Here is a 22,772-nt window from a genome sequence, read left to right as displayed (position 1 = left end):
ACTTCTCTCCCTTCTGAAAAATATTTCTATATTAAATTGTTTTTAAGCTGCGTTTTTGCCATGAATAAACGGCGACAAGGAGAACAAAACCGATTACGGAAAAAATAATATTGGGCAAAATCAATAAAAATCCGCTGATTATGAGAACAATGCGTTCCCACACAAAAGTTTTTCTGAAAAACCAGCCGCATATGCCTGCTCCAATTCCTATGGACCCCAAAATGGCGGTCAGAGCCGAGAGGAAGATGTGCCACAGAGGACCCTGCCAGATAAGGATGGGGTCGTACACGAAAACATAAGGGATAAAAAAGGCTGTCAGACCCAGCTTGCAGGCCTCTATGCCGGTCCTCCAGAAATTGGCCTTTGCGAGACCGCTGGCCGCGTAAACCGCCAGAGCCACAGGAGGCGTTATCATGGATAAACAACTGAAATAAAAGACGAATAAGTGGGCCGCTATGGGGACGACGCCCAGTCTGACCAGGGTCGGTGCTCCCAGAACCGCCAGAATCAAATAGGCGGGGGTTGTGGGTAAACCCATTCCAATCAGCATACTGGCCAGCATGATGAAGAACAGGACAAGGAAAAGATTTCCCCCGGCAATGGCCAGGATGATGCCGGTAAACTTCATTCCGATCCCGGTGAGGTTGATGACGGCCACCACGATCCCCGCGCAGGCTGTGGAGGCGATGACCACCAGCGCGGTCCTGGCGCCATTGATGAAGGCGTCTTTCAGCCCGAGGGCATAATGCTTTAAATCACGCCGGGAATAAAAAAGACCTACGGCCAGGGTAGTGAAAATGGCCCACACAGCCGCTTTGATGACCGAGACGCGCAGAAAGACCAGCATGGCAATCAGCACGACAAGAGGAGCGATACACAATCCCTTTTTTTTGAACATCTCCGGCAGACCGGGAAGTTCGGAGGTGTCCGCTCCAACCAGCTGCTGCCTTTTTGCTGTAAAATGGACGGTTACGAAAAGGGTGCAGTAGAAAATGACCGCGGGCAGCAGGGCCGCCAGAATGACAGAGCGGAAGGGGATTCCCAGAATTTCGGCCATGATGTAGGCTCCGGCTCCCATCATGGGCGGCATGATCTGTCCCCCCGTGGATGCCACAGCCTCCACGGCTCCGGAAAAAGCGGAGGTGTAGCCCAGAGATTTCATCAGGGGAATCGTTATGGAGCCCGTTCCCATGACGTTGGCCACGGCGGAGCCGGAAATCGTTCCAAAGCAGGAGCTTGCTACAATGGCCGCCTTAGCGGCTCCCCCGCAGCTTTTTCCTACAGCCCGCATGGCCACGTCGATATAAAATTGTCCTATTCCTGTAATATCAAGCAATGATCCGAAAATGACAAAGAGAAAAACATAATTGGCTGAAACCCCCAGAGGCGTTCCGAAAATGCCTTCTGTGCTCAGGGAAATTTGTGTAACGAGACGCTCCAGATCGTACCCTCTGTGCCACAGCATTCCCGGCAGCCAGGGACCGGCGAAGGCGTAAACCAGAAACACCAGAGCGATTCCCATCAGCACCGGTCCCGTAATACGCCTTGTGAACTCCAGCACCAGCAGAATCAGCGCGATTCCTGCCGCCATGTCCGGGCCGCTGGGGATGCCAAAACGCTCCATGATACTGTGAAAATTGTACAAAAGGTAAAAAACGATGACGCCTGGGGCGACGATACGCACAAGGTTAATAGTTTTTCCCAGAGGCCAGTCGCTTTTTTTCAGATCGTAAAGAGCGGCGATTGTAAGAGCAAACGCAAGGTGGACTCCCCGCTGTTCCACTGCGGGCAATACGCCACGGGCAGCGGTATAAAGGTGAAAAAACACCATTCCCAGCGATAAAACGGTAATCGCCCCGTTCGTTTTTGTCCGAGACATGCTATCACTCTTTCCTCAGTCGATCTGAAATCGATCTGAACGAAGGTTTGATACCAATTTGCTTTCAATCGAGCGTTAATGAAGAAGCTAATGTTTGAATATCACTGCTTTTAGCTATTCTAACTTTAGGCCTTTTATTTCAAATTGGTATGAAGCCTCCGTCACCGGAATCTATTCCAGGAAGGAAACCAGCCGGTCCGGATCGATGTTGCCGCCGGAGAGGAAGAAACAGATGCGCTCTCCATTTTTCACCTTAAAGGTTCCCTCCAGAGCGGCCGCGAGGCCGATGGCGGCGGAGGGCTCCACCAGCACCTTGCCCCGGAACAGAATTTCCGTTACGGCCTGTCGAATGAAGGGGTCCGAGGCCACAACCACCTCGTCCACGTATTTCTCGATCAGGGGATAATTGCATTCTCCGGTGGCGGTGATCATCAAACCGTCGGCCAGGGTTGGCCCCATCTCCACCGTCACGGGCTTTCCGGCTTTGCGGCTTTCCGAATAACGCGCGATATGCTCGGGCTCGACGCCAATGACCCGTATGCCGGGGCGCGATTCCTTCAGGGCGACGGCCACTCCCGCCAGCAGGCCGCCTCCTCCCAGAGGCACGACCACCGTGTCCACATCGGGCAGGTCCTCGGCGATTTCCAGTCCGCTGGTTCCCTGTCCGGCGATCAGCTCCGGATCGTTGTAGGAGTGCACCAGCGTGTAACCGTACTCCGCCTTGAGTTCGTAAAGCTTTTTGTAACGCTGAATGGAGTCAAAGCCGTGGAGAACGACCTCCGCGCCCAGGCTCTTTGTCCCGTCGATCTTGGTTTGCGGGGCGTTTTCAGGCAGCACGAGAATCGCCCGCACGCCCAGCATTTTCGAGGCGTAAGCGACGCCCTGAGCGTGGTTTCCGGAGGACGAGGCGATAATTCCCTTTCCCCGCTCCTCGTCGGTCAGAGTCAGAATTTTGTTCGTCGCGCCCCGGATTTTAAACGATCCCGTGATCTGAAGGTTCTCCGGTTTGAAATACACCTGTGCGTTTACCAGAGAGTCCAGTTTGTCCGCCCTCAGAATCGGCGTGTGTCGAACCTTTCCCGCAATGCGCTCCCTTGCCTTCTTTACGTCGCTGATGCCGACAATTCTCACGTCCGTACTCATGACGTTCGGACCTCCTCCTGGAATAAAAAATGAACTTTAAGGACAAAATTAACGGTGAATTCTTTTTCCTGTATTATACATTACGTGTATTGTTTTTGACATAAAAAAGGCCCCGCCCTTTCGCCCTCCGCGGCGGAGAGGAAAAGACAGGACCATTGGGATGTCGGGAGGCCCGTCGTCCGAGGGCGGTCGATGTTTTTATCCGAAGATGAGATTCGGCAGATACAGCACGAGTTGCGGGAAAAAGATGAGAAATCCCACGAGAAGGATAATCATGGCGTAAAAGGGCAGAGCCTCCCTGGTCGTTTCCTGGGGAGAACAGCCCATGATTTCGGAGGTGGAATAGAGCGCTACGCCCACAGGAGGCGTCATGATGCCGAAAGTCACCGTGGTCATCATGACGACGCCAAAGTGCACCGGATCGATGCCGATCTTCGTGATCACGGGGACGAACACCGGCGTGAGCAGAAGGGCAATGACTCCGGTCTCAATGAACATGCCCGCCAGAACCAGCAGGAAAATAATCAGGATGAGAAGCATGTGCTGATTCGACGTGAGGCCCAGCAGGATTTCCGCGATGGTCTGGGGGATCCGGCCAAACACGATGGCGTATCCGAAAGTTCCGGAAAGTCCCAGAATGAGCATCAGAACGCCCACGTCCACCAGGGTCTGCTTCGAGGTCGCCCAGAATGTTTTGAGGGTCATTTCCTTGTAGATCACGACCCCCACGAATATGGCGTAGGCCGCGGCGAAAGCCCCCGATTCCGAAGGAGTGAACAGGCCGAAACGGATTCCCGCGATGAGGATGAAGGGAAAAACCAGTGCCCAGACGTTTTCCTTCAGGGCCCGCGTCACTTCTCTGAATGTGGGAGGCCGGTCGGTGATGGGCCGATACCCCCGCCGTTTGGAGGTGAAGTGAACGGTCAGCATAAAAAATACCATCATCAGCAGTCCGGGAATGACGCCGCCCACGAAGAGCCGCCCGATGGAAACTTCCCCCACGGATCCGTAGATGACGAATCCCATGCTGGGCGGAATGGTGCAGGTGATCAGGGCGGTCAGGCCGTTGACGGCGGCTCCGTAACCCCGGGAGTAGCCCTGTTTGACCATTTCGGGGCCCAGGATACGGCTTTCCATGACGGCGTCGGCGTTGGCCGAACCGGAGACTCCGCCCATCAGGGTGCTCAGGATGACGCTGACCTGCGCCAGACTGCCCGGCAGGTGCCCCACCAGCACTCTGGAGAGATTGACCAGCCGCTCGGTGATTCCGCTGGAGTTCATCAGGTTTCCGGCAAAGATGAACAGCGGAATGGCCAGCAGGGTGAAATTCTGGGTCTGAGCGACGATTCGCTGCACGGTCACGGAGGCCGGAATATCCGGATTGTTGACGATGAAAACGAACCCCGCGAGACCAATGGCGAAGGCCACCGGCATTCCCAAAAACAGCAGCAGGAGAAATACGGAAACCAGTAAAGTCATAAGGATTCACGCCCTTCAGGTTTCTTTGTTCAAAATTATTTTAAACGGAGTCCCGTTCAATCGATTTCAGAGTTGAGGGAAAATCGCAGAGTTGTTTTTTCAGTTTGATCGACATGGAGACGATCATGAAAAAGGAACAGACCGGAAGACTCGCGGTCACGTAGGAATAGCTCAGAGTGATGTTCTGGAACTGGCGTTTCGCGTTGCTGATGCAAAGTGGAATTCCGTAAATGATCAGGATGACGAGGAACAGGATGATAATCACGGACCAGAGGACGAAGATTTTCTTTTGGGTTTTCAGAGAAAACCTTGAGGTGAGGAAATCCACGTTGATGATTCTGTTCTGACGAATGCCCACATCCGCTCCCATGAACGAGACCCACGAAAAAAGAAGCAGGGAAATATCCACCGCCCAGTTGAGGGGATGCCCGATGGACCTGCCCGCGGCCGAGAGGAGGATCAGGAGGGTCATCACGATGAGGCCCGCTGTCGCCAGCGTTTCTTCCATTTTGCAGACGATGTCATAGAAGCGTTTTACCGCATCCATCCCGGAGCACTCCTTTCTTATTTAAAAGCAGCCGCATAAAACGCCGCGGCAACCCTTCTTTGCGCTGCCGCGGCTTCTTCCTGCAGACGGTGCGGTCTACTTTTTGCCAATTTCCGCGTAAATCTGTTTGCGGAGCTCGGTGAATCCCAGCACTTCGTAGGCGGCCTTTGCGGCTTCTCTGAAGGCGTCGAGGTCCACCTGAACGACCTCCATGCCCTTTTCAACCATCTGCGCCTCGTACTGGTCGCCCAGCTTGATGTTGACCTGAGAGGTCAGCTCGCCCTGTTTGGTGAATTCTTCGACCAACAGTTTCTGGTAGGATTCCGGAAGGGTCTTAAACCATTTTTCCCCGACCATGAGGCCGTTGAGAAGCTGGAAATGTCCCGTTTTATCGATGTACTTCAGCACCTCGTACACCCGCGCGCCCCAGTTTGCGGAGTGCTGGCTTTCGCAGCCGTCGATGGCTTTCTGCTGTACGGCGGTGTAGACCTCGGTCCAGCCCATTGCCACGGGCGTGGCCCCAAGGGAGCGGATCGACTCGGACCAGGCGGGAGCGCCGGGGGTGCGGATGCGAAGGCCCTTCAGGTCCGCCGGGGTTTTTATCGGCTTGTTCGTCAGGAAATGACGGGCGCCGGCAAACCAGTTGAACGCCAAAAGGCGGATACCGTTCTCGTCAGCCAGTTTGCGAATGCAGTCCTCCCAGTAGCCGGTTTTCTCCACTTTCAGCAGTTCGTCGTAACTGTCGGCAAAATACGCTACTCCGACGATACCGATTTCCTTCACGTAGTTGGCCATGCGGCCCGCGTCCGTGACCACCGCCACGTTGACGCCCTGAAGCGCCTGCTCGATGACATCCTCGTCGCTGCCCAGCTGCGCGCTGGGGTAAACCAGCACCTTGAGCTTTCCGCCGGTGCGCTCCGCCACGCGTTCCGCTATGGCGCGAAATCCGTCACAGTAAGGATCGGAATCCGCCATCTGCGTGGAAACCCGCAGGGTATACTCCTTACCGTCCCCCTCCACGGGAGCGCCAGCCGATGCCGCGAAAGCAGGAACTGCCAGTGTCAGCAGAAGCACGAAAACCACAGACAAAACTCCAGGAAACCTTTTCACCGTTATCCCTCCAGTATTATTTTTGCCGTTGCTCTTCGATACCCGGAAAACCGACGCGTAAACTCTGATGCTGAAATCTGACGATGGTTCGCAAAAAACAGATTTTAACTCTGAAAGAAGCACAGTCCCTCCTTTCCAGTTTTCTCAGATTATACCTCAAATTTTACGCATAAAAAACATAAAGAAAGCATCTCGTCCGCCCGCGACCGCGATCATCAGCCCGTCCAGGTCACTCTGTATTTTTTTAAAAAACCTGTGGGGCTGTAGGATTCCTTGGCCTGACGAATGCCCTGGACGCCCATGTCCTGTTCGCGGTTCACCGTATGGAATCCCGCGGAACCGGCGGGACTGGTAAGGCTGGAAAGAAACATTTGATTGATGGCCTGATAGACGCCTTTGTAAAACTCCAACCCTTTTTCGAAGTGAATGACGACAGTCCCGTTCCCCAGGTCTTCCGCCACGGTGTAGGCCGCAATCCTGTCGTTCACGGAAATTTCTCCGCCCAAAATGCCAGGAAGTCTTTCCCATTCGTCGAGCACCCGCGTGATGGCGATGTTTTCGGCCTCAAGCCCGGGAGATTCTCTGCAGCCGCGCCACCGGCGCCACTCTGCCTGCATCTCTCGAATGGCTCCGATGTTTTGGCAGGACACGGGGGAATAGGTGTAGTCGTACTTTTTTTTGAATTGAGTCAGCAGGTTTTTTTTCCTGTGCAGTTTATTGCCGGAGAGAGAGACCATTTTGTCGAAGTCGTAAAGATATTCCCATTCGTTGCGCTGTTCTTCCATGCGGCAGCGCCCCTGCAGCTGCTCGGACCAGATCTCCGCGAGCTCCTGAGGGACCCGCTCGAACGCCGTCTCCGGCGGAACGTTGTCCTCCATGATTTGCGCCCAGTCCGGCCGTCTCCAGTCTCCCACGGGGGCCCACCAGGCGGGGGAGGCGCCGGCGGTTGCCCGCAGCCAGCATAAACCGTCTCTGAAGGCCCAGATATAGCGGCGTTCCTCTGACCATCCCCACAGATTGATGAAAGTATAGTCGGAAGCTTTTTCCCGGCATTTGCTGAAAAGCTCGTGATATTCCTTTATGCTGTCCGTTGACAGCGGAGTAAAAGCCAAAGTCAAATCGATTTCGCCCCTGATTTCATAAAGCTGCAAACTTTCACAACACGCTGCGGCCCTGTCTCTTCGGAGTCAGTACAAAGTGTCCGGGAACAGTTTCATACATTTCCTCTTCGATTGCAATAAACTTCTGCTCGAAGGGCAGGATTTTTTTGGAGCGCTCCGACCGGGGATCGGGGAGAGGCGTGGCGGACAGGAGCGCCCGGGTGCAGGGGTGCAGGGGATTGCCGAACAGCTCGTCCGTGGGAGCGAGCTCCACAATGCGGCCGGCGTGCATAACGGCCACCCGGTCGCAGAGAAAACGCACCATGGAGAGGTCGTGGGTGATAAAGAAAAGCGTGAACCGGCGTTCTCTTTGCAGGCGTTGAAACAGCGTCATGATCTGAGCCTGTATCGAAACGTCCAGGGAGGCTGCCGGCTCGTCCGCGACGATGACCTCCGGCGTCAGGGCGAGGCTTCGGGCGATGGCCACGCGCTGACGCTGCCCGCCCGATATTTCCGGCGGATATTTGGTGCGATCCAGACAATTCAGCCCCACCATCAGCAGCAGTTCCTCTATTTTTGCCTGCAGGTCCTGTTTTTTTCGATAAACATGATGGATGATCAAAGGTTCCGCGATGATATCTTCCACGGTCATCCGCGGGTTCAGAGCTGCGGCGGAGTCCTGAAAGATCACCTGCATACCCCGCTGAATTTCACGCCGGTTCCGCCGGTAGGAGCGTTTTTCGGAAACGAGCCTGTCCCGGAAACAGATCTCTCCCGACGTGGGAGTGTAAAGCCCCATCATCGCCCGGGCGATTGTGGATTTCCCGCAGCCGGACTCTCCCACCAGGCCGAACACCTCGCCCCGGCGCAGGTCGAAGCTCACGCCGCGCACCGCCTCCACCGCAAACGAACGGCTGACACGAAAATTCTGCCGGTAATTCCTTACGCTGACGATTGTTTCCTCATTGTGGGGCGTCGTTTTGCCGGCTCCGCCAGTGGGCCGCGTCCGCGTCGTTCCGGAGAAAATCCGCGGGGGCGGGGATACCTTCGGCGCGCGCGGGTCCAGCAGCCAGGTGGCGGCGCTGTGCGTGTCGGAAATTCTGAACATGGGCGGGGCTTCTCTGTAGTCGATGGCCAGGGCGTATTCGTTGCGAACGGCGAAGGCGTCCCCCGGAGGCGGCGACAGAAGCGAAGGCGGCGCGCCGGGAATCTGACGCAGAGTTCCCGTCTCCGCCGCCACAGCGGGCAAAGCCCTCAAAAGCCCCCAGGTGTAAGGATGGCGCGGATCGTAAAAAATTTCCTCCGCTGTTCCCACCTCGACGATCCTTCCGGCGTACATGACGGCCACGCGATCCGCCACGCGAGCTACCACGCCCAGGTCGTGGGAGATGAAGACGATGCCGACGCCGGTTTTTTTCTGCAGATCCCGCAGCAGGTCCAGTATGTTGGCCTGAACGGTCACGTCCAGAGACGTGGTCGGCTCGTCGGCGAAGAGGATTTTTGGGTTCATGGCCAGCGCGATGGCGAGCACGCAGCGCTGACGCATTCCGCCGGAAAAGTAGTGCGGCTGAAGCTCCATCCTGTGCAGAGGGTCGTCGATGCCCACCAGGGTCAGCAGTTCCTCCGCGCGATGCCGGGCCTCTTCACGCCCGACCTTTTTGTGCCTGCGGATGGCTTCGGTGATCTGAGCGCCTATGGGGATGGTGGGATTCAGGGACGTCATGGGATCCTGAAAGATCATGGAGAAAATGTTTCCCCGCAGCGGGCGCATCTGCCGTTCTCCGTAGTCCGTGACGTCCTCGCCGCAGGCGAAAATCCGCCCCCCTTTTATCCTTGCGGTTTTCGGCAGCAGTTTCATGACCGACTGACACATCACCGTCTTGCCGCAGCCGGACTCTCCCACAAGGGCCAGAGTTTCGCCCTCCTCCAGCGACAGCGAAACATCCCGCACCGCCTCCACCTCGCCCGAAGGCGTATAAAAACTCACCGAAAGGTTACGCAGTTCCAAAATCATAAGGCAAACCCGCGAGAGAAAGATTTCACGAAGCGGCGGCGGGGAGGGAAACGGATTTTCCCTGCCTTCGCCGCCCGGAGAGCTTCGTCACCGCGTCAGAGTCCATTCCTCGATGTTCCACATGACGCCCACGGCGTGGTGTCCCAGCACCCGCGCCGTATCGAGACCGCTCAGGCCGGCCGTCCCGACGTAGTTCCCGTGAAGATAGGCGACCAGCAGATGTCCCGGCTTTTTTGCCCAGGCGACCTCGAACGCTCCGTAAATTTTGCGGCGTTCTTCGGGGTCTGGGGTATGTCGTCCGCGCTTCAGCAGTTCGTCGACTTCGGGGTTGGAGTACGCCATCGTGTTTCCGCTGGCCCCCGTGACGAAATTGGCGTAGGCCCCGTCGGGGTCGAACTCCACCGCGTACCCCGCAAGAAATCCGTTGTAGCCGGCTTTCCAGTCGAAACGGGTCACCAGCGCGATTCGCATATCGACTCCCGCGGCCTTCAACTGGCTGGCGACGATGTTCGCGATGTCGACGCGCTCTTCCTCGTAGTCCCGCACCTGTATCGTGAAGGAAAATTTCTGCCCGTTCCGCTCGTAAACGCCATCGTTTCCCTTCACCCAGCCGAGTTTTTTCATCTCTCCGGCAAACTTCTCCAGGTCGTAAGAATAAACGTCGGCCTGCCTGTTGCCTCCGAAGGCGTTGAGCTGTATCGGGCTGAATGCGGCGACGCCCTGTTTGTTCAGCACGGCGTTGATGATGGCCTGTTTGTCCAGAGCGTAGTTGAGCACTCCGATGGAATCTCCGTTTTGCTTCCAGAAATCGGTGCGAAAGTCCATGGCGGCGGAGCGGAAATCGGCCGTAACGAAATCGAAGTTTTTGAACGCGGAGTTGCCGCGAAAACGCTCCGCGTAATTGGCGTTGAGCCAGGCCAGATCGGCTTCGCCGGATTGCAGCATAAGGGCCTTGGTGCTCTCCACCGCTACGGTTTTGTATACCACGCGCTCGATATTGGGAATTTTTCCATAATAATTCTCGTTGCGCTCCACCGTTATTGTTCCGCCGGCGGCGTCCCACTCCACGAATTTGTAACGTCCCGTTCCCGTCGGATTTTGATTGAAGGCCGCGGTGGCGATGTTCTGACCTTTCAGAAGATGTTCCGGGAGTATGCCTATGGTGAAATGATTCAGCATGGCCGCGTTGTAACGGGACAATTTGAAAACGACGGTGTTCGCGTCCGGAGCGGAGACCTCGGAAATGTCCTCGTAGTTGCTTTTGATGGCGGCGGTGAGGTTTTCGTCGGAGGTCAGGAGTTTGTAGGTGAAAACGACGTCCTCTGCCGTGAAATCCCTTCCGTCGTGCCATTTCACGCCCTGACGGAGCCTGAAGGTACAGGTGAGGGACCCGCTGTCGTAAGTGAAACTTTCAGCCAAATCCGTGACGGGCGTTCCTTTCGCGTCATATTTCATCAGGCCCGAGAAAAGGATGCTCGGAAGTTCCCCGTGGGTGTTCAGAACGGGGTTCAGAGTGTCTTCATTTTCTCCGGCGTAAATCAGCGTGTTTGCCGGCCCCGCCGCGTCCACCCTGTCGGGGTCTGCAAAGTACCCTGAAAACAGGACAAGCGCCATCATAAAGACGATCAGCGTTTTTTTCATGAGTCGATTCCCCTTCCTTATTCATCACATGTCCATATTCCATCCATTTACACTGCTTACACTGCCACCACACTGCCATTACACTCCAGCCGGCTCCGCCTGCAGGTTCGGTTGGGCCGGAGATTCTTTTTCAGGCTTTTTCAGGCTATAAATTGCCGGGGCGCTTGTTGATTTCACGACGAAAATAATTGCCTGTTCCGGTTATGCAGAGCAGGGTCACGACCAGGAACAGGCCGGGAATGACGATGACCCACCAGGTGTTGAGCAGGAGAGCGCGATCCGCCAGGGCCAGCATACTGCCCCAGGAGAGCGTGCCCACGGGCAGTCCGAACCCCAGGAAACTGAGGGTCGATTCCATCGTCATGCTCTGGCTGACGCCGGAAATCACCACGAACAGGATGGCCGACACAAAATTGGGAATCAGATGTCTGCGCATGATGTGCCAGAAACTCGCCCCCATGCACCTTGCGGCCAGGACGTACTCGCTGCCGCGTATCTGCCGGACCTCGCCGCGCACGATCCTCGACAGGGTGAACCAGGAGGTGACGCCGATGACAAGAGAAATCGAAAGAACGTTTTGCTCGCCCATGATGGACACGATCAGAAGGACGGTGAGGAGGACCGGAATGCTCTGCGCCAGCTCCACGGCCCGCATCATCGCGTTGTCCAGGGTTTTCGAGGACATGCCGGCGACGCAGCCCCAGGTGACGCCGATGACGGTGGACACGCCGGCGGCCAGAAGCCCGATAAGAAGCGACGCTCGCCCCCCGCGCCAGATAATCGAGTAAATGTCCCTGCCCAGGGAGTCCGTTCCAAAGAAAAATTCCCTGTTGGGCGGCTGGGAAATATTGGAGAGGTAGAATTGCCCGGGGTCATGGTTGGCGAGGCTCTCCGAAAAAAGACAGCCCAGAAGAATCATGGAAAAAATAAGGACTGAAAATACGGGCTTTTGCGATAGTCGAAGGCCACGCCAGAATCCCTGACGTTCAACGACGACTTCGTGAGATTTGTATCCCGCCCCGACCAGAGTGAAATCTTCGCTGCTGTCGGAGTCCGCTTTTTTTGCCTCGTTCACGTCAATCGACCTCCGCTCTGACCTTCATCCTGGGGTCTATTTTTTCGTTGATCACTTGAGCCGTCAGACTGCTGACGATGACGAGAACTCCCGTGATGAGCACCATGAGCATCAGCAGGTTGTAGTCGTGATATTTCGCGCTGGATACCGCCAGAGAGCCGATGCCCGGGTAGTTGAAAACCGACTCGGCGATATACGTTCCACTGAGCACATGGGGGATGGAAATCGCCATGACGTTCACGATGGTGGGCAGAACGTTGCGCAGACAGTGGGCGAGGAGGATACGGGTTTTGCCGAGCCCTTTGGAGCGCGCCAGCAGCACGTAGTCCCGGCGCGTTTCGTCCAGCAGCCTGTTTCGGATCATGTAAGCGTAATACCAGAGATGGCTCGCCACCATGACCGTGAGAGGCAGAATCATGTGGCGCAGGCGGTTTCCCACGTCGTGCGACCTGCCAATGTCGTAGGCTCCGCTGGAGGGCAGCAGCTTCAGGTTTACGCTGAACACCAGCACCAGTACGGTCCCCAGCCAGAAGGCCGGAACGTAGAAAATCGCGGTACCCGCTTTACAGATGAAACGGTCGGCGGGAGAATCTTCGAATCGGGCGCAGAAGAGCGCGAGAACGGTCGCAAGCAGGAACACCAGCACATACGCCGTTCCCCCCAGAATGAGGGTATTTCCGATAAGAGGCCGCACCACGTCCATCACCGGTCGTTTGTGCCGCAGGGACATGCCGAAGTCGCCGTGCATGACGCTGTCAAGCCACCTGACGTACTGCAAAGTTATGGAGCCGTCCAGTCCCAGCCGAATCCGCGCCGCGTCCAGTTCTTCGGAGGTCATGGACTGCACAGCTCCGCCGTAAAAAGCCTCCAGCGGGTCTCCGGGAGCGAGGCGCGAGATGTAAAACACGATGGTGGACAAAAGGAACATCATGAGGAGGAACATCAGCGCCTTTTTCCCGATATAGGTCATTGCCGGACAAAAAGACGTCCACTGTCGTCTCGGCGTCCTGATCGTTCTGGAACAGACAGCGATTTTTCCCGTTTGAACCGCAGAATTCATTTCCGGCCCCCTGATCCGATCTTGTACAGGGCCCTATAATAGCACAAAAAATATAAAAGGTAACACTTATATTTTAAAGTTCATTCACCGATGATTTCGTAATAAAGATGATTTTGTAAAAAACCGCGCCTCGAACGGTCGAACAAGTTTACGTCCATGATGTGTTTCTTTATCTGCATTTTCTCTGAGATTAGATTGATGTGGTTTGGATAACGAAAAAACCCCGCTTCCGAACGGGGCTTTAATGTTTTTGCGAATTTCCGAATGCTGTGTACTGGTGCGGAGGGGGAGAATCGAACTCCCACAGCTTTACAGCCACAAGATCCTTAGTCTTGCGCGTCTACCAATTCCGCCACCCCCGCACTTTTAAAACCCTGCCCGATGGCATCAAACGGAGGAAAGTCTACCTTATTTGGCCGGAAACGTCAACCTCCTTCCTGAGCCTTGTCCCGAGCCTGAGCTATGGTCCCAGGGTGACGAATTTCCGGAGCTTTTCCAGTTTTTTGGCCCCGATCCCCCGAACCTGAAGCAGGTCGTTGATGTTTTGAAAACGGCCGTTTTGTGAGCGGTATTCCACGATGCGCCTGGCCAGAGCGGGGCCTACGCCCTTCAGACGCGTCAGCTCCTCCGCGGTGGCCCGGTTGATGTCAAGAACGCCCGCCGAAGAAGACCCTCCGGAACCGGGACGCGGAACGGCCGAGGCGGGATAGCGGACTTCCGGCTGGACGACGATCGTCGAGTTTCCGTAATAACGCTGACCTTTGCGGGGGATATGGATATGCAGGCCGTCCTCCAGAGGCGCGGCCATGTTGACCGATGCGGAATCGGCGAAGGACTGGAGTCCTCCGGCCATTTCCACCAGCTGGTAGAGCCTCGCTCCCCGAGGAACTCTGTAAACACCGGGTTTGCGCACACTTCCTGTGATGTACAGGACCCATCCATCTTCGTTTTCTTCCTCATTTTCGTTTGCCGGAGTCCCGTAAAGGCCCGTTGCTTTCACCGCGCTTTTCTGCCGGAGTCGGGGAGCGGGAGGGGTCGGCTCCGGGGAAGGGCCGACGATTTCCGGTCCCCTGGATTCCACGGGCTGGGGCTGAGCCTCCGCCGGCCCCTGCGCCTGAGTCTGAGACTGGAGTTGAGGCTGTGGTCGGACCTGCCCGGACGTTTGCTCCTGCCTGGGCTGAGGGCGAACCGTTTCCGTCACGATTAATTTTTCTCTCACCCCAGGCAGAGCGCGAACGGCCAGCCCCGCCACGATAAAACAAAGCATCCCCGCACACAGACACAACGCCGCGCCATATTTTTTCCAGAGTTCCCGCCACATTTCAATTCTCCTGCCTGTGAAATTCCTTTCGATATCCACCTCTATGTTATCTGAGAGATCTGTCCGCCGTCAGCGTATCATTGACGATTTTTCCCCGCAGACACCAGGATTCCGCCTCAGTGATTTCCACCGAGACGAAACGCCCGGCGAGAAGGGATTCGTCTCCCGGAAACAGGACCACTTTATCCGTGGGGGTGCGCCCCTGCAAAAGCCCTTCGCCTTTGGGCGCGGGTCCCTCTGTCAGCACGGAACAGCGCCGCCCCAGCAGCGTTTTGTTGATGGAAAGGGTGATGCTGTCCTGAAGCCGGTTGATGCGGTTGAGACGCTCCAGACGGACTTCTCCGGGTAAGGCGTCGGGCATGGCGGCGGCCGGGGTGCCTGGCCGCTCGGAGTAGGCCGCCGTGTGAACCATGTCGAAACGGATTTCCTCCAGGGCGCTCATGGAGTCCTGGAACTCTTCCTCCGTTTCGCCGGGGAATCCCACAATGAGGTCGCTGGAAAGCCCCAGTTCGGGGAGGTGGGAGCGCGCCATCCGCACCTTTTCCATGTATTCGGCCCGGGTGTATTTGCGATTCATGCGTTTGAGTATTCTGTCGTTTCCGGCCTGGATGGGGAGGTTCAGCGACGGGCAGACGTTTGGCTCTTCCGCCATGACCTGCACGATGTCCTCCGTAAAATCCTGAGGCAGGGAAGTCACGAAACGGACCCGCTCCACGCCCTCCGTCCGGGCGACGTCCCGAAGCAGGCCGGCGAACCCGCAGCCCTCCTGGAAGTCCTTCCCGTAGCTGTTGACGTTCTGCCCCAACAGGGTGATTTCTTTCGCCCCGTTGTCTGTGAGGCGGCGAACCTCCTGCAGGACGTCCAGGGGCGGGCGGGACAGAAAGCGGCCCCGCACGTGGGGAACGATGCAGAACGTGCAGAAATTGTCGCAGCCGTGAGCGATGGTGACGTAGCCTCTGTATTTATTGTCTCGAATGCCGCTGAATTCGTCGAGGTCGAAAAACTCCCTGGGGTTCTCGTCCAGCAGGGTGACGCGTCTGCCGTCCTCCATAACGCGTTCCAGCCCCTCCGGCAAAAGTCCGATGTGTCGGGGGCCGGAAACCAGGCGTACCCAGGGATAGCGGACGAAGGCTTTTTCCCCCAGAGTCTGCGCGATGCAGCCCGTCAGGGCCACCCGGGGCCGCCGGTCTTTGTTCCAGGAGGGAGCGTAACGCCCCAGCTCGCTCCAGACTTTTTGTTCGGCCTTGTCCCGGACGCTGCACCCGACGAATATGATCATATCGGCTTCTTCTTCCGGAACCTCGCTCCATCCGCGCTTTATGAGAGCCGTACGCACTCTGTCGCTGTCGTAGACGTTCATCTGACAGCCGTAAATCTTCATGTGAAAATGATACAAAAAAGTTTCCTCCACTCCGTGCCGGACGCCGATGAGGGGCCGACATCCGTTTGTTTTCAAATAATTATAGCTTACGGGAAAAGAAAGCTTCGCCTATAATAACTCCGTTGTCACAAAAGTGGCGTATGCGTCGATTATGAGTTGACCGGGAGCTGATTTCGCGATGAAGAATTTTTCTGTACCTCTTTTCGTCCTGTTTTCCGCAATGATTTTCTCTTTGCGGGCTTTTGTCGTTTCTCCCGCGGAGGGGGCTCCACTGCCGGACGCGCTGGGCGAATGGCGGACCGAGCCGCCTGTGTCTGTGCGTTTTGAAACGGCCTCTCATGACCTGGGGGTGTGGGAGAATCGTACCTACATCCGCGCCGCGCCCCCGGCGAGTATCGGAGTTGACTGGATGGAGGGGGCCGGCCCGGGAACGCTGCGGGTTCCGGAGGGAGAAATTTCCCGCGATGACGCGCCTCTGGGGTTTGTTTCGGTTTATAAAACGCTGGACGTTGCGGGAAAATCCGCGATTCTCGAACGCGGGGAGGTTACGGGGCAGGTCATGGCCGTTGCGTTTGGAAAAAATCGAACGCTGACCTTCGAAACGAAAAGCGTTTCTGAAGAAGAGCTTCTGACTTTCGCCGCCCGCCTGGTCGTCGAACTGGAAAAGAACATCCGATGATCTCCCGTTTCAGACGCAGCTTTCAGATACGGCCGCCAATGGAGATATTCTATGGAGAAAATCACGAAGCCGGTTTTCAGGACGTCTGCTGTGAGGGACCCCAGACCCTGTTTCTGCCCGTTTCTTTTGCAGTGTAGAGGTTCACGTCCGCCTTTGCGATAAAATCTTCCGGGGAGTCATCCACGCCGGGGACCGTGGAAACCACGCCGATGCTGACTGTTGCGGAGGTAAGGATTTTTCTGTCGGCGGTGGCGACGCGGGCGGCCTCCACGTCTTTGCGAATTTTTTCCGCGATGATGCAGGCTCCTTCCAGGTCGCTGTCGAGCAGCAGCACGCCAAATTCTTCCCCGCCCAGACGGGCCACCAGATCGGCCGGACGTCTGGCGGCGAGGGCGAAGATTCTTGCGACGGCCCTGAGCAGAGCGTCTCCCTGCGGATGGCCGTAAGTGTCGTTGTAGTTTTTGAATTTGTCGATGTCTATCATCAGAAAAGCGATGGATTTTTGCTCCCGGATGGCCTGCTTCCATTCCAACGCCAGATGTTCGTTGAATTTTCGCCGGTTCGGAATGCCGGTCAGGGGATCGATGCGGCTGAGTTCCTCGCTGGCTCGCAGCTGACGCACGATCTGCATGTGAGTATTGACCCGCGCCTTGACGATTGCGCCGTTGAAGGGTTTTTTGATGTAATCCACCGCGCCCAGCAGAAATCCTTTTTCTTCGTCGCTTTGATCGACCAGCCCCGTGACAAAAATGACGGGGGTGTTCCTCGTGTTGTCCGAAGCCTTCAGTTTCGCAAGAACCTCGAATCCGTCCATATCCGGCATCATGACATCCAATAAAATGAGGTCGGGCTGATTGAGCTCCGCGAGCTCGATAGCTCTTTCGCCCGTCTTCGCGAAAAAGATGGAGTAGTCCGAAGAAAGAATTTCATTGAGCGCCAATAAATTCGCTTTTTCATCGTCGACGATCAGAATCGTGTTTTTCAGGTCGAATTCCATGCCATCACATCTTTTCCCAATTCGTCACATTCAGGATTTTCAGGTTTTTTAAAAGTCAGGTTTTTTATTTTATAACATGTAAGTATCAGTTATTATAGCTTTAAACTTCACAATATAAAAAGAGCTGTAAAATATCGACGCAGTTTTTTTCCCGCCATTTTTTCCCATCCTTTTTTCTCATCCTTTTTTCAACCATTTCCGGCGAGGCGTCGGCGGAGGTATAATTTCACTGTGGTCAACGGCCGGTGAAAGCAGATTTTTCACCGAAAAAGATTCCGGGAGGTCAGATGGGAATATGCGGCCTGGAGGTAAACTCGCGCTGGTTCCTGGAGTCGGACAGCAACTGGCGATTACGGGCGAAGTGCTTCAATCCCTTGAGATATTGCGTATGCCGGCTCTTGAACTGAAAGAGTTTGTGGAGCGGCATCTCTCTGAAAATCCGCTTCTTGAAACCGAAACGACGGAAGAACCGTCTGACGGGGATTTTTCGCGCCTGTCCATCGAAGCGATTCAGGATATGGAAATGCAGGATTTGGAAATGGACGCGCCGGAGAGCGAAGAAAACGATGTGCGGATTGAGGCGGTCCACGGCTCCCCGGGGCGGGCAGGCGGGGCGGAAGGCGACTGGGACGTTTTGGGTTTGAGCTGTGCGCGGAGGTCTTTTTTCGACATGCTTCTGGAGGAAATCGACGTCCTGCCCCTGGACGAGGAAACGGCTCTGCTTTGCCGCCGCCTGATCGCGTGCCTGAACCGCCGGGGGTATTTCGAGGACGACGCGGAAACGCTGGCCGGAAAGTGCGGCTGTACCCCTCACGACGCGGAGCGGGCTGTGGGGATCATACAAAAATTGCCCCCGCCCGGCGTAGGGGCCCGCTCTCTGCGAGAATGCCTTCTGCTTCAGCTGCCCTCCGAAGGCCGTTCCCCCGACCCGAGGCTCGTCAAATTGATCGAAGAGGGTCTGCCCCTGCTGGCGCGAAACGACCTGGCCGGCGTTTCCGTCCTTTTGGGAACCGACCGGGAGGAGGCCCGCCGTCTTTCCGAGGTCGTCAAAAGTCTGAACCCCATTCCTTCTCAGGGTTATGACACGGGAGAACAGAACCTGAACGTTATACCGGAGGCGTCCGTCCGGTATGAAGGCGGTGCGTGCTCCATCGTCATGAACGACAGAATTGTGCCCGGGTTGAGGATCGACGAGAGCTTCTTCCCTGGAGGCCTTCCGGGAAGGGGGGGCAGGGACGAGGAAACGGGAAAATACATCAGACGGAAAAGAAGCGAAGCGAAACGGCTCATCAGAGCCCTGGAGGACCGAAAAAAGACTCTTTTGCGGATTCTGCGCCTCGTCGTTTCGAAGCAGCCCCGGTATTTTCGGGAGGCTGGCCCTCTCGCGCCGATGAAGATGTCCGATCTGGCCGGGGACCTGGGCTTGAACGTTTCCACCGTGAGCCGCGCCGTGCGGGGGAAGTACATCGTCTGCGCCGTCGGCGCGGTGGAGCTGAAGTCCCTGTTTACCGCCGCCGTGCCCTCCGGAAACCGGGCGGAAGAGGAAAAGGAAGCCCTTTCGACGGTCGCCGTCAAAAAACGCCTGAAGTCCTGCATAGAAAACGAAGACCCCCGGCATCCCCTGTCCGACGAAAACCTTCGGGGGGTCCTGTGCTCAATGGGCGCAAATATTTCCAGGCGTACGGTGACGAAATACCGTTTGGCCATGGACATTCCCGCCGCCTCCCTGCGCCGTCGGACGTGACCGTCAGTCTTTCAGCAAAGCCTCCTCTCCCGTTTTTGTCAGAGCCGAGCCGCCTCTGCCTCCGGAGGATTCGACCCAGCCTTTCGCTTTCATGTTCGCCAGCAGGGCGCGGGTTTGGGCTTCGGTGAGGCGAACTTCCCGGTCCGCCAGCCGCGACCTCAGAACTCCGCGTCCGCAGGGACCCTGGCTCAGAATGGCGGCGGCGGCGCGAACGCCGTCGTCCGCTGCGTTTTTCCGCGGGAGGTTTTCTTCCCCGGAGTCCCGTCGGTCCAGAATGAAGGACGGCAGGTGGTGGTTTTCGATGAGGTCCGTCTTCAGGCAGTGCAGATACTCCACGCAGTTTCGCAGTTCCCGGACGTTGCCCGGCCAGGAGTAGCCCCCCAGAGTTTTTTTCGCCTCGGAGGAGAGGACGAAAGAAGCTCCGACCTCCCGACGGAACAGGTCGATTAGGAGAAACAGGTCGCTTTCGCGCTCCCGCAGGGGAGGCAGCTCCACTGGAAGCGTGCTGATTCGGTAGTACAGGTCGACCCGGAAGATCCCGGCCCGAACCCGGCCCAGCAAATCCTGATTGGTGGCAGAGATGACGCGGGCGTCGATGGGAATGACGGCGTCGCCTCCCACCCTCATGATCTGCCGCTCCTGAATCACCCGCAGCAGCTTGGCCTGAAGGCTCGGACTCAGGTCCCCGATTTCGTCCAGAAAGATCGTGCCATGATTGGCCGCCTCGAAAAGCCCTGTCTTTCCCTGTTTTCGCGCGCCGGTGAAAGAGCCGCCCTCGTAGCCGAAAAGCTCGCTTTCCAGAAGGCTGTCCGGGATGGCGGCGCAGTTGATGGCCACGAAGGGCTTGTCGGAGCGGGCGGAGGCGTTGTGGATCGACTGGGCGAAGACCTCCTTCCCCGTGCCGCTTTCCCCCGTGATCAAAACAGCGGAGTCCACGTCCGCCATTTTTTTCGCCAGGTCGATTCTGTGCCGGATGGCCGCGCTGTGCCCCACCACGTGACCGAAGGTGTAACGCGCCCGATGCCCCTTTTGCATGAACTTGCCGACGATCTGGGCCTTGAGGGTTTCGTCCTCGCCCACGGGAAGCAGCATCAGCATCGCCCCGCTGTAAAGGTTCTCCTGACGCATGGGGGTGATCGTGATGTTGAGGGCGCGGTTCCCCGCTTTTTCGTGGCGGCAGGTCAGGGGCGCGTTTTCCGCTCCGGACCGCCCCACGGGAATTTCGGGAAGAATTTCAGCGATGTTCAGGTAGAGAATATCCCCGCGGCTTTTTCCGAGAAGAAACTCCGCCTTCCGGTTGCAGGCGTAGACGATGTTTTTCGCGTCCACGCCGATGACTCCGATGTCGATCATGTTCATCACCGTGTCATACTCGTTTTTCAGACGGCCGGAGCGCAGAAGGGGGGTCGCCACGTCACGGATCCCGCCGGTGATGCTTTCATCGTACTCCCGAAACGCCCTGCCCTTCAGGATGTGTTCCAGTCCCGTTTGGGAAGCGATTTCTATGATGCTCTGGACGTCCAGCATTCTGTCGCCCACGTCCACCACCTGTTCGATCTCCGGCGGGACGAGCTGCGATTCTCCCGGCGTGACGGCAAGGCGAACGTCTTTCGTGTCCACGTACCTGGGACAGTCGGGGCCCCAGGGCAGAAACTCAATGTTGGCGATGCCCTGCTGACACAGCAGCACCGTGGTGTCGATGGCATTTTTGTTGCTTGTGTTGACCACAAGCGCCTTCGTCCCCGGCGGAAAGCGCCTCAGGGCCAGAAGCCCTTCTCTGCGGAACGTGAGACTGGCGGAGATGATGGGGCGATCCGTGGGGATTTTTCCAATGATGTCGGTGGAATAGGAGGAGGTGATCACCAGGCGGGCAAACTCCTCCTCGTCGCATTCGGGAACGCCGTCGTCCAGAAAATAGGCTTTCACGGTCAGCGCTCCGTCGAAAAGGCGCTCCAGAAGGTCCTGATAAAAACGTCCCATTCGCCTGTCCTGCCACATCACCATGCCGATTCGCATCATGCTCCTCCTTTGTCGAAGAACAGGTTATCGTTCCAACCCATTATATCCCAAAAGCCTGTTATTCTGACCTGTTTTTGCGTTTCCGGTTCGGCCCGGGCCAGGGAAGCGAGGAAAAAAACGAGGCGAAAAAACCGTAAAAATCTCTTTGAAAATCGGAGTTTTCGACATTGAATGACGAATGGGAAATCGAAATCTTATAACATTGGCACGAAAATTGCTTCAATAAAATATGTGGGATCTATTTTGCTGTATGTTGCGAAAAACGGAAATATCGAACAAAAAGGAGGAGTTTTTATGTATTGCAGGGCAAAGCGCGTTGGAGCGGTGGCATTGTTGCTGGTTTGTATTTTCGTCGGCCTCGTCGCCGCGGCGGAGGCGGCGCCGAAGTATAAATGGCAGCTTGCTTCGCCTTTCAATAATCCCGTCAAGGACAAGGGATTGACGTTTTTTATCGAAAAGGTGAAGGAATATTCGGGCGGGGACATCGAACTGACGTATTACGCCAACGGACTGCTGGGCTCCCACGACGAAACCTTTCACGGCGTCCGGGACGGCATCATCGAAATGGCCATGCTGTGCCCCTACGTCAACCTGGTTCCGGGCGGCATGTTGAACTGGATGCCCTGGACGGTCTCGAATTACGACGAGGCGCGCATTGCCTACGCTTATCCCGATGGGATCCTTTTCAAAGTGATGCAGGAAGCCTGGAGAGAGGTCAACATGGAGCTGATTTTCAACTCATCGGAGGGCGGTTACGGCATCGCCAACAACGTGCGGCCCCTGAAAACGCCGGAGGACCTGAAAAATCTCAAACTTCGCGTCTCCTCCTCTCTGGCCTACGTCCGGGCTTTGGAAAACCTGGGTAAGGGCGTCGGCCTGACTTTCGAGACCATCGCCTGGGCGGAGCTGTACAACGCCCTGTCCAGAGGCGTGGTGGACGGCTGCTGGGACACCTACGTGGGCATGGTGGACAGCCGGCATGGAGAGGTCATCAAATACTACACCCATGAAATCATGGGCGGATGGAACGCTTTCAACATCGTCATCAACAAGGAGCTGTGGGACGGTCTGGAGCCCAAATATCAGGAGGCTCTCTTCAAAGCCGGCAGCGAAGCCGAGCGGAATTTCTGCGACCTTTTCGAAGCGGAAGACAGACGATACATCCAGGCCATGAAGACGAACTACCCCAATCTGACCCTGACGGAGCTCACCCCGGAAGAGGTGTCCGTGTGGAAGGACAGAGCCGATATGCCCTCCATCTGGGCCGGACTGGCCGACCCCTGGCTCGATAAGGTTTGGCCGGGCGAGAAGATGGGAGAGAAAATCCGCGCGGAGCTGGACTCCATCCGTAAGCAGGTCGCGGAGAAAAAGAAAAAGTAAATCTCAGAATCGATTTGCCCTGTCAGCCGGGGCCGTTCCGCTTTCTGACAGGGCCAATATTCTCCAATATTTTCAGTGAGGGTATCATACCAATTTGAAATAAAAGGCCTGATGAAGAAACTAAGCGACTCACGCGGCTCATACTTCACCGGTTCGCTGCTTATAAAGTTAGAATAGCTAAAAGCAGTGATATTCAAACATTA

The 22,772-nt window shown here is 56.4% G+C and carries 17 protein-coding genes and 1 tRNA gene; 3 read left to right on the top strand and 15 right to left on the bottom strand.

Features of this window, described 5'->3' with window-relative positions:
* Positions 1 to 31: 31 nt before the first annotated feature.
* The 13 genes from LBR61_04230 to miaB form a co-directional block, all read right to left on the bottom strand.
* Complete coding sequence (locus LBR61_04230) at positions 32 to 1,879, bottom strand: TRAP transporter permease (protein ID MDR1731282.1); 1,848 nt, start codon at positions 1,877 to 1,879, stop codon at positions 32 to 34.
* 171 nt (positions 1,880 to 2,050) lie between these two features.
* Positions 2,051 to 3,022: a pyridoxal-phosphate dependent enzyme gene (locus LBR61_04225; protein MDR1731281.1), complete on the bottom strand. Its 972-nt coding sequence runs from the start codon at positions 3,020 to 3,022 to the stop codon at positions 2,051 to 2,053.
* A 198-nt stretch (positions 3,023 to 3,220) separates the two neighbouring features.
* Positions 3,221 to 4,501 (bottom strand): TRAP transporter large permease, encoded by a 1,281-nt coding sequence (locus LBR61_04220; GenBank protein ID MDR1731280.1) that lies wholly within the window; start codon positions 4,499 to 4,501, stop codon positions 3,221 to 3,223.
* A gap of 40 nt (positions 4,502 to 4,541) precedes the next feature.
* Positions 4,542 to 5,048 carry a TRAP transporter small permease subunit gene (locus LBR61_04215; protein ID MDR1731279.1) on the bottom strand — a complete coding sequence of 169 codons (507 nt, stop codon included), beginning with the start codon at positions 5,046 to 5,048 and terminating at the stop codon, positions 4,542 to 4,544.
* Positions 5,049 to 5,144: 96 nt separating this feature from the next.
* Positions 5,145 to 6,158, bottom strand: a complete 1,014-nt coding sequence (locus LBR61_04210; GenBank protein ID MDR1731278.1) for a C4-dicarboxylate TRAP transporter substrate-binding protein — start codon at positions 6,156 to 6,158, stop codon at positions 5,145 to 5,147.
* A 215-nt stretch (positions 6,159 to 6,373) separates the two neighbouring features.
* The gene (locus LBR61_04205; protein ID MDR1731277.1) at positions 6,374 to 7,276 is read right to left on the bottom strand and encodes a phosphatidylglycerol lysyltransferase domain-containing protein; all 903 of its coding nucleotides are present in this window, start codon (positions 7,274 to 7,276) and stop codon (positions 6,374 to 6,376) included.
* Between the two features lie 37 nt (positions 7,277 to 7,313).
* Positions 7,314 to 9,272, bottom strand: coding sequence for an ABC transporter ATP-binding protein (locus tag LBR61_04200; GenBank protein ID MDR1731276.1), 1,959 nt, complete (start codon positions 9,270 to 9,272; stop codon positions 7,314 to 7,316).
* Between the two features lie 87 nt (positions 9,273 to 9,359).
* Positions 9,360 to 10,913, bottom strand: coding sequence for an ABC transporter substrate-binding protein (locus tag LBR61_04195; protein MDR1731275.1), 1,554 nt, complete (start codon positions 10,911 to 10,913; stop codon positions 9,360 to 9,362).
* A 145-nt stretch (positions 10,914 to 11,058) separates the two neighbouring features.
* On the bottom strand, positions 11,059 to 11,988 hold the full coding sequence (locus LBR61_04190; GenBank protein MDR1731274.1) for an ABC transporter permease: 930 nt from the start codon (positions 11,986 to 11,988) through the stop codon (positions 11,059 to 11,061).
* Position 11,989: 1 nt separating this feature from the next.
* Positions 11,990 to 13,048: an ABC transporter permease gene (locus tag LBR61_04185; protein ID MDR1731273.1), complete on the bottom strand. Its 1,059-nt coding sequence runs from the start codon at positions 13,046 to 13,048 to the stop codon at positions 11,990 to 11,992.
* 275 nt (positions 13,049 to 13,323) lie between these two features.
* A tRNA-Leu gene (locus LBR61_04180) sits at positions 13,324 to 13,410 on the bottom strand.
* Between the two features lie 98 nt (positions 13,411 to 13,508).
* Entirely contained in the window at positions 13,509 to 14,369 is an 861-nt protein-coding gene (locus LBR61_04175) for a helix-hairpin-helix domain-containing protein (protein MDR1731272.1), read from the bottom strand.
* A 46-nt stretch (positions 14,370 to 14,415) separates the two neighbouring features.
* Positions 14,416 to 15,765, bottom strand: a complete 1,350-nt coding sequence (miaB, locus tag LBR61_04170) for a tRNA (N6-isopentenyl adenosine(37)-C2)-methylthiotransferase MiaB (GenBank protein MDR1731271.1) — start codon at positions 15,763 to 15,765, stop codon at positions 14,416 to 14,418.
* 163 nt (positions 15,766 to 15,928) lie between these two features.
* Between miaB and LBR61_04165 the strand changes: the two genes are divergently transcribed.
* Positions 15,929 to 16,429 carry a hypothetical protein gene (locus LBR61_04165; GenBank protein MDR1731270.1) on the top strand — a complete coding sequence of 167 codons (501 nt, stop codon included), beginning with the start codon at positions 15,929 to 15,931 and terminating at the stop codon, positions 16,427 to 16,429.
* A 76-nt stretch (positions 16,430 to 16,505) separates the two neighbouring features.
* Here LBR61_04165 and LBR61_04160 read toward each other — a convergent pair whose 3' ends face one another.
* Positions 16,506 to 17,426 (bottom strand): diguanylate cyclase, encoded by a 921-nt coding sequence (locus tag LBR61_04160; protein ID MDR1731269.1) that lies wholly within the window; start codon positions 17,424 to 17,426, stop codon positions 16,506 to 16,508.
* 295 nt (positions 17,427 to 17,721) lie between these two features.
* On the opposite strand from LBR61_04160, the gene rpoN reads away from it, so the two are divergent.
* On the top strand, positions 17,722 to 19,170 hold the full coding sequence (gene rpoN / locus LBR61_04155; GenBank protein MDR1731268.1) for an RNA polymerase factor sigma-54: 1,449 nt from the start codon (positions 17,722 to 17,724) through the stop codon (positions 19,168 to 19,170).
* Positions 19,171 to 19,173: 3 nt separating this feature from the next.
* On the opposite strand, the gene LBR61_04150 is transcribed toward rpoN, so the two are convergent.
* Complete coding sequence (locus LBR61_04150) at positions 19,174 to 21,189, bottom strand: sigma 54-interacting transcriptional regulator (GenBank protein ID MDR1731267.1); 2,016 nt, start codon at positions 21,187 to 21,189, stop codon at positions 19,174 to 19,176.
* A gap of 294 nt (positions 21,190 to 21,483) precedes the next feature.
* On the opposite strand from LBR61_04150, the gene LBR61_04145 reads away from it, so the two are divergent.
* Positions 21,484 to 22,569 carry a TRAP transporter substrate-binding protein gene (locus LBR61_04145; GenBank protein MDR1731266.1) on the top strand — a complete coding sequence of 362 codons (1,086 nt, stop codon included), beginning with the start codon at positions 21,484 to 21,486 and terminating at the stop codon, positions 22,567 to 22,569.
* Positions 22,570 to 22,772: the final 203 nt, after the last annotated feature.

It is taken from the genome of Synergistaceae bacterium (assembly GCA_031272035.1).
Lineage (GTDB): Bacteria > Synergistota > Synergistia > Synergistales > Aminobacteriaceae > JAISSA01.
Note: the sequence above shows the minus strand (reverse complement) of the source record. Positions and strands in the feature narration are given on the sequence as shown.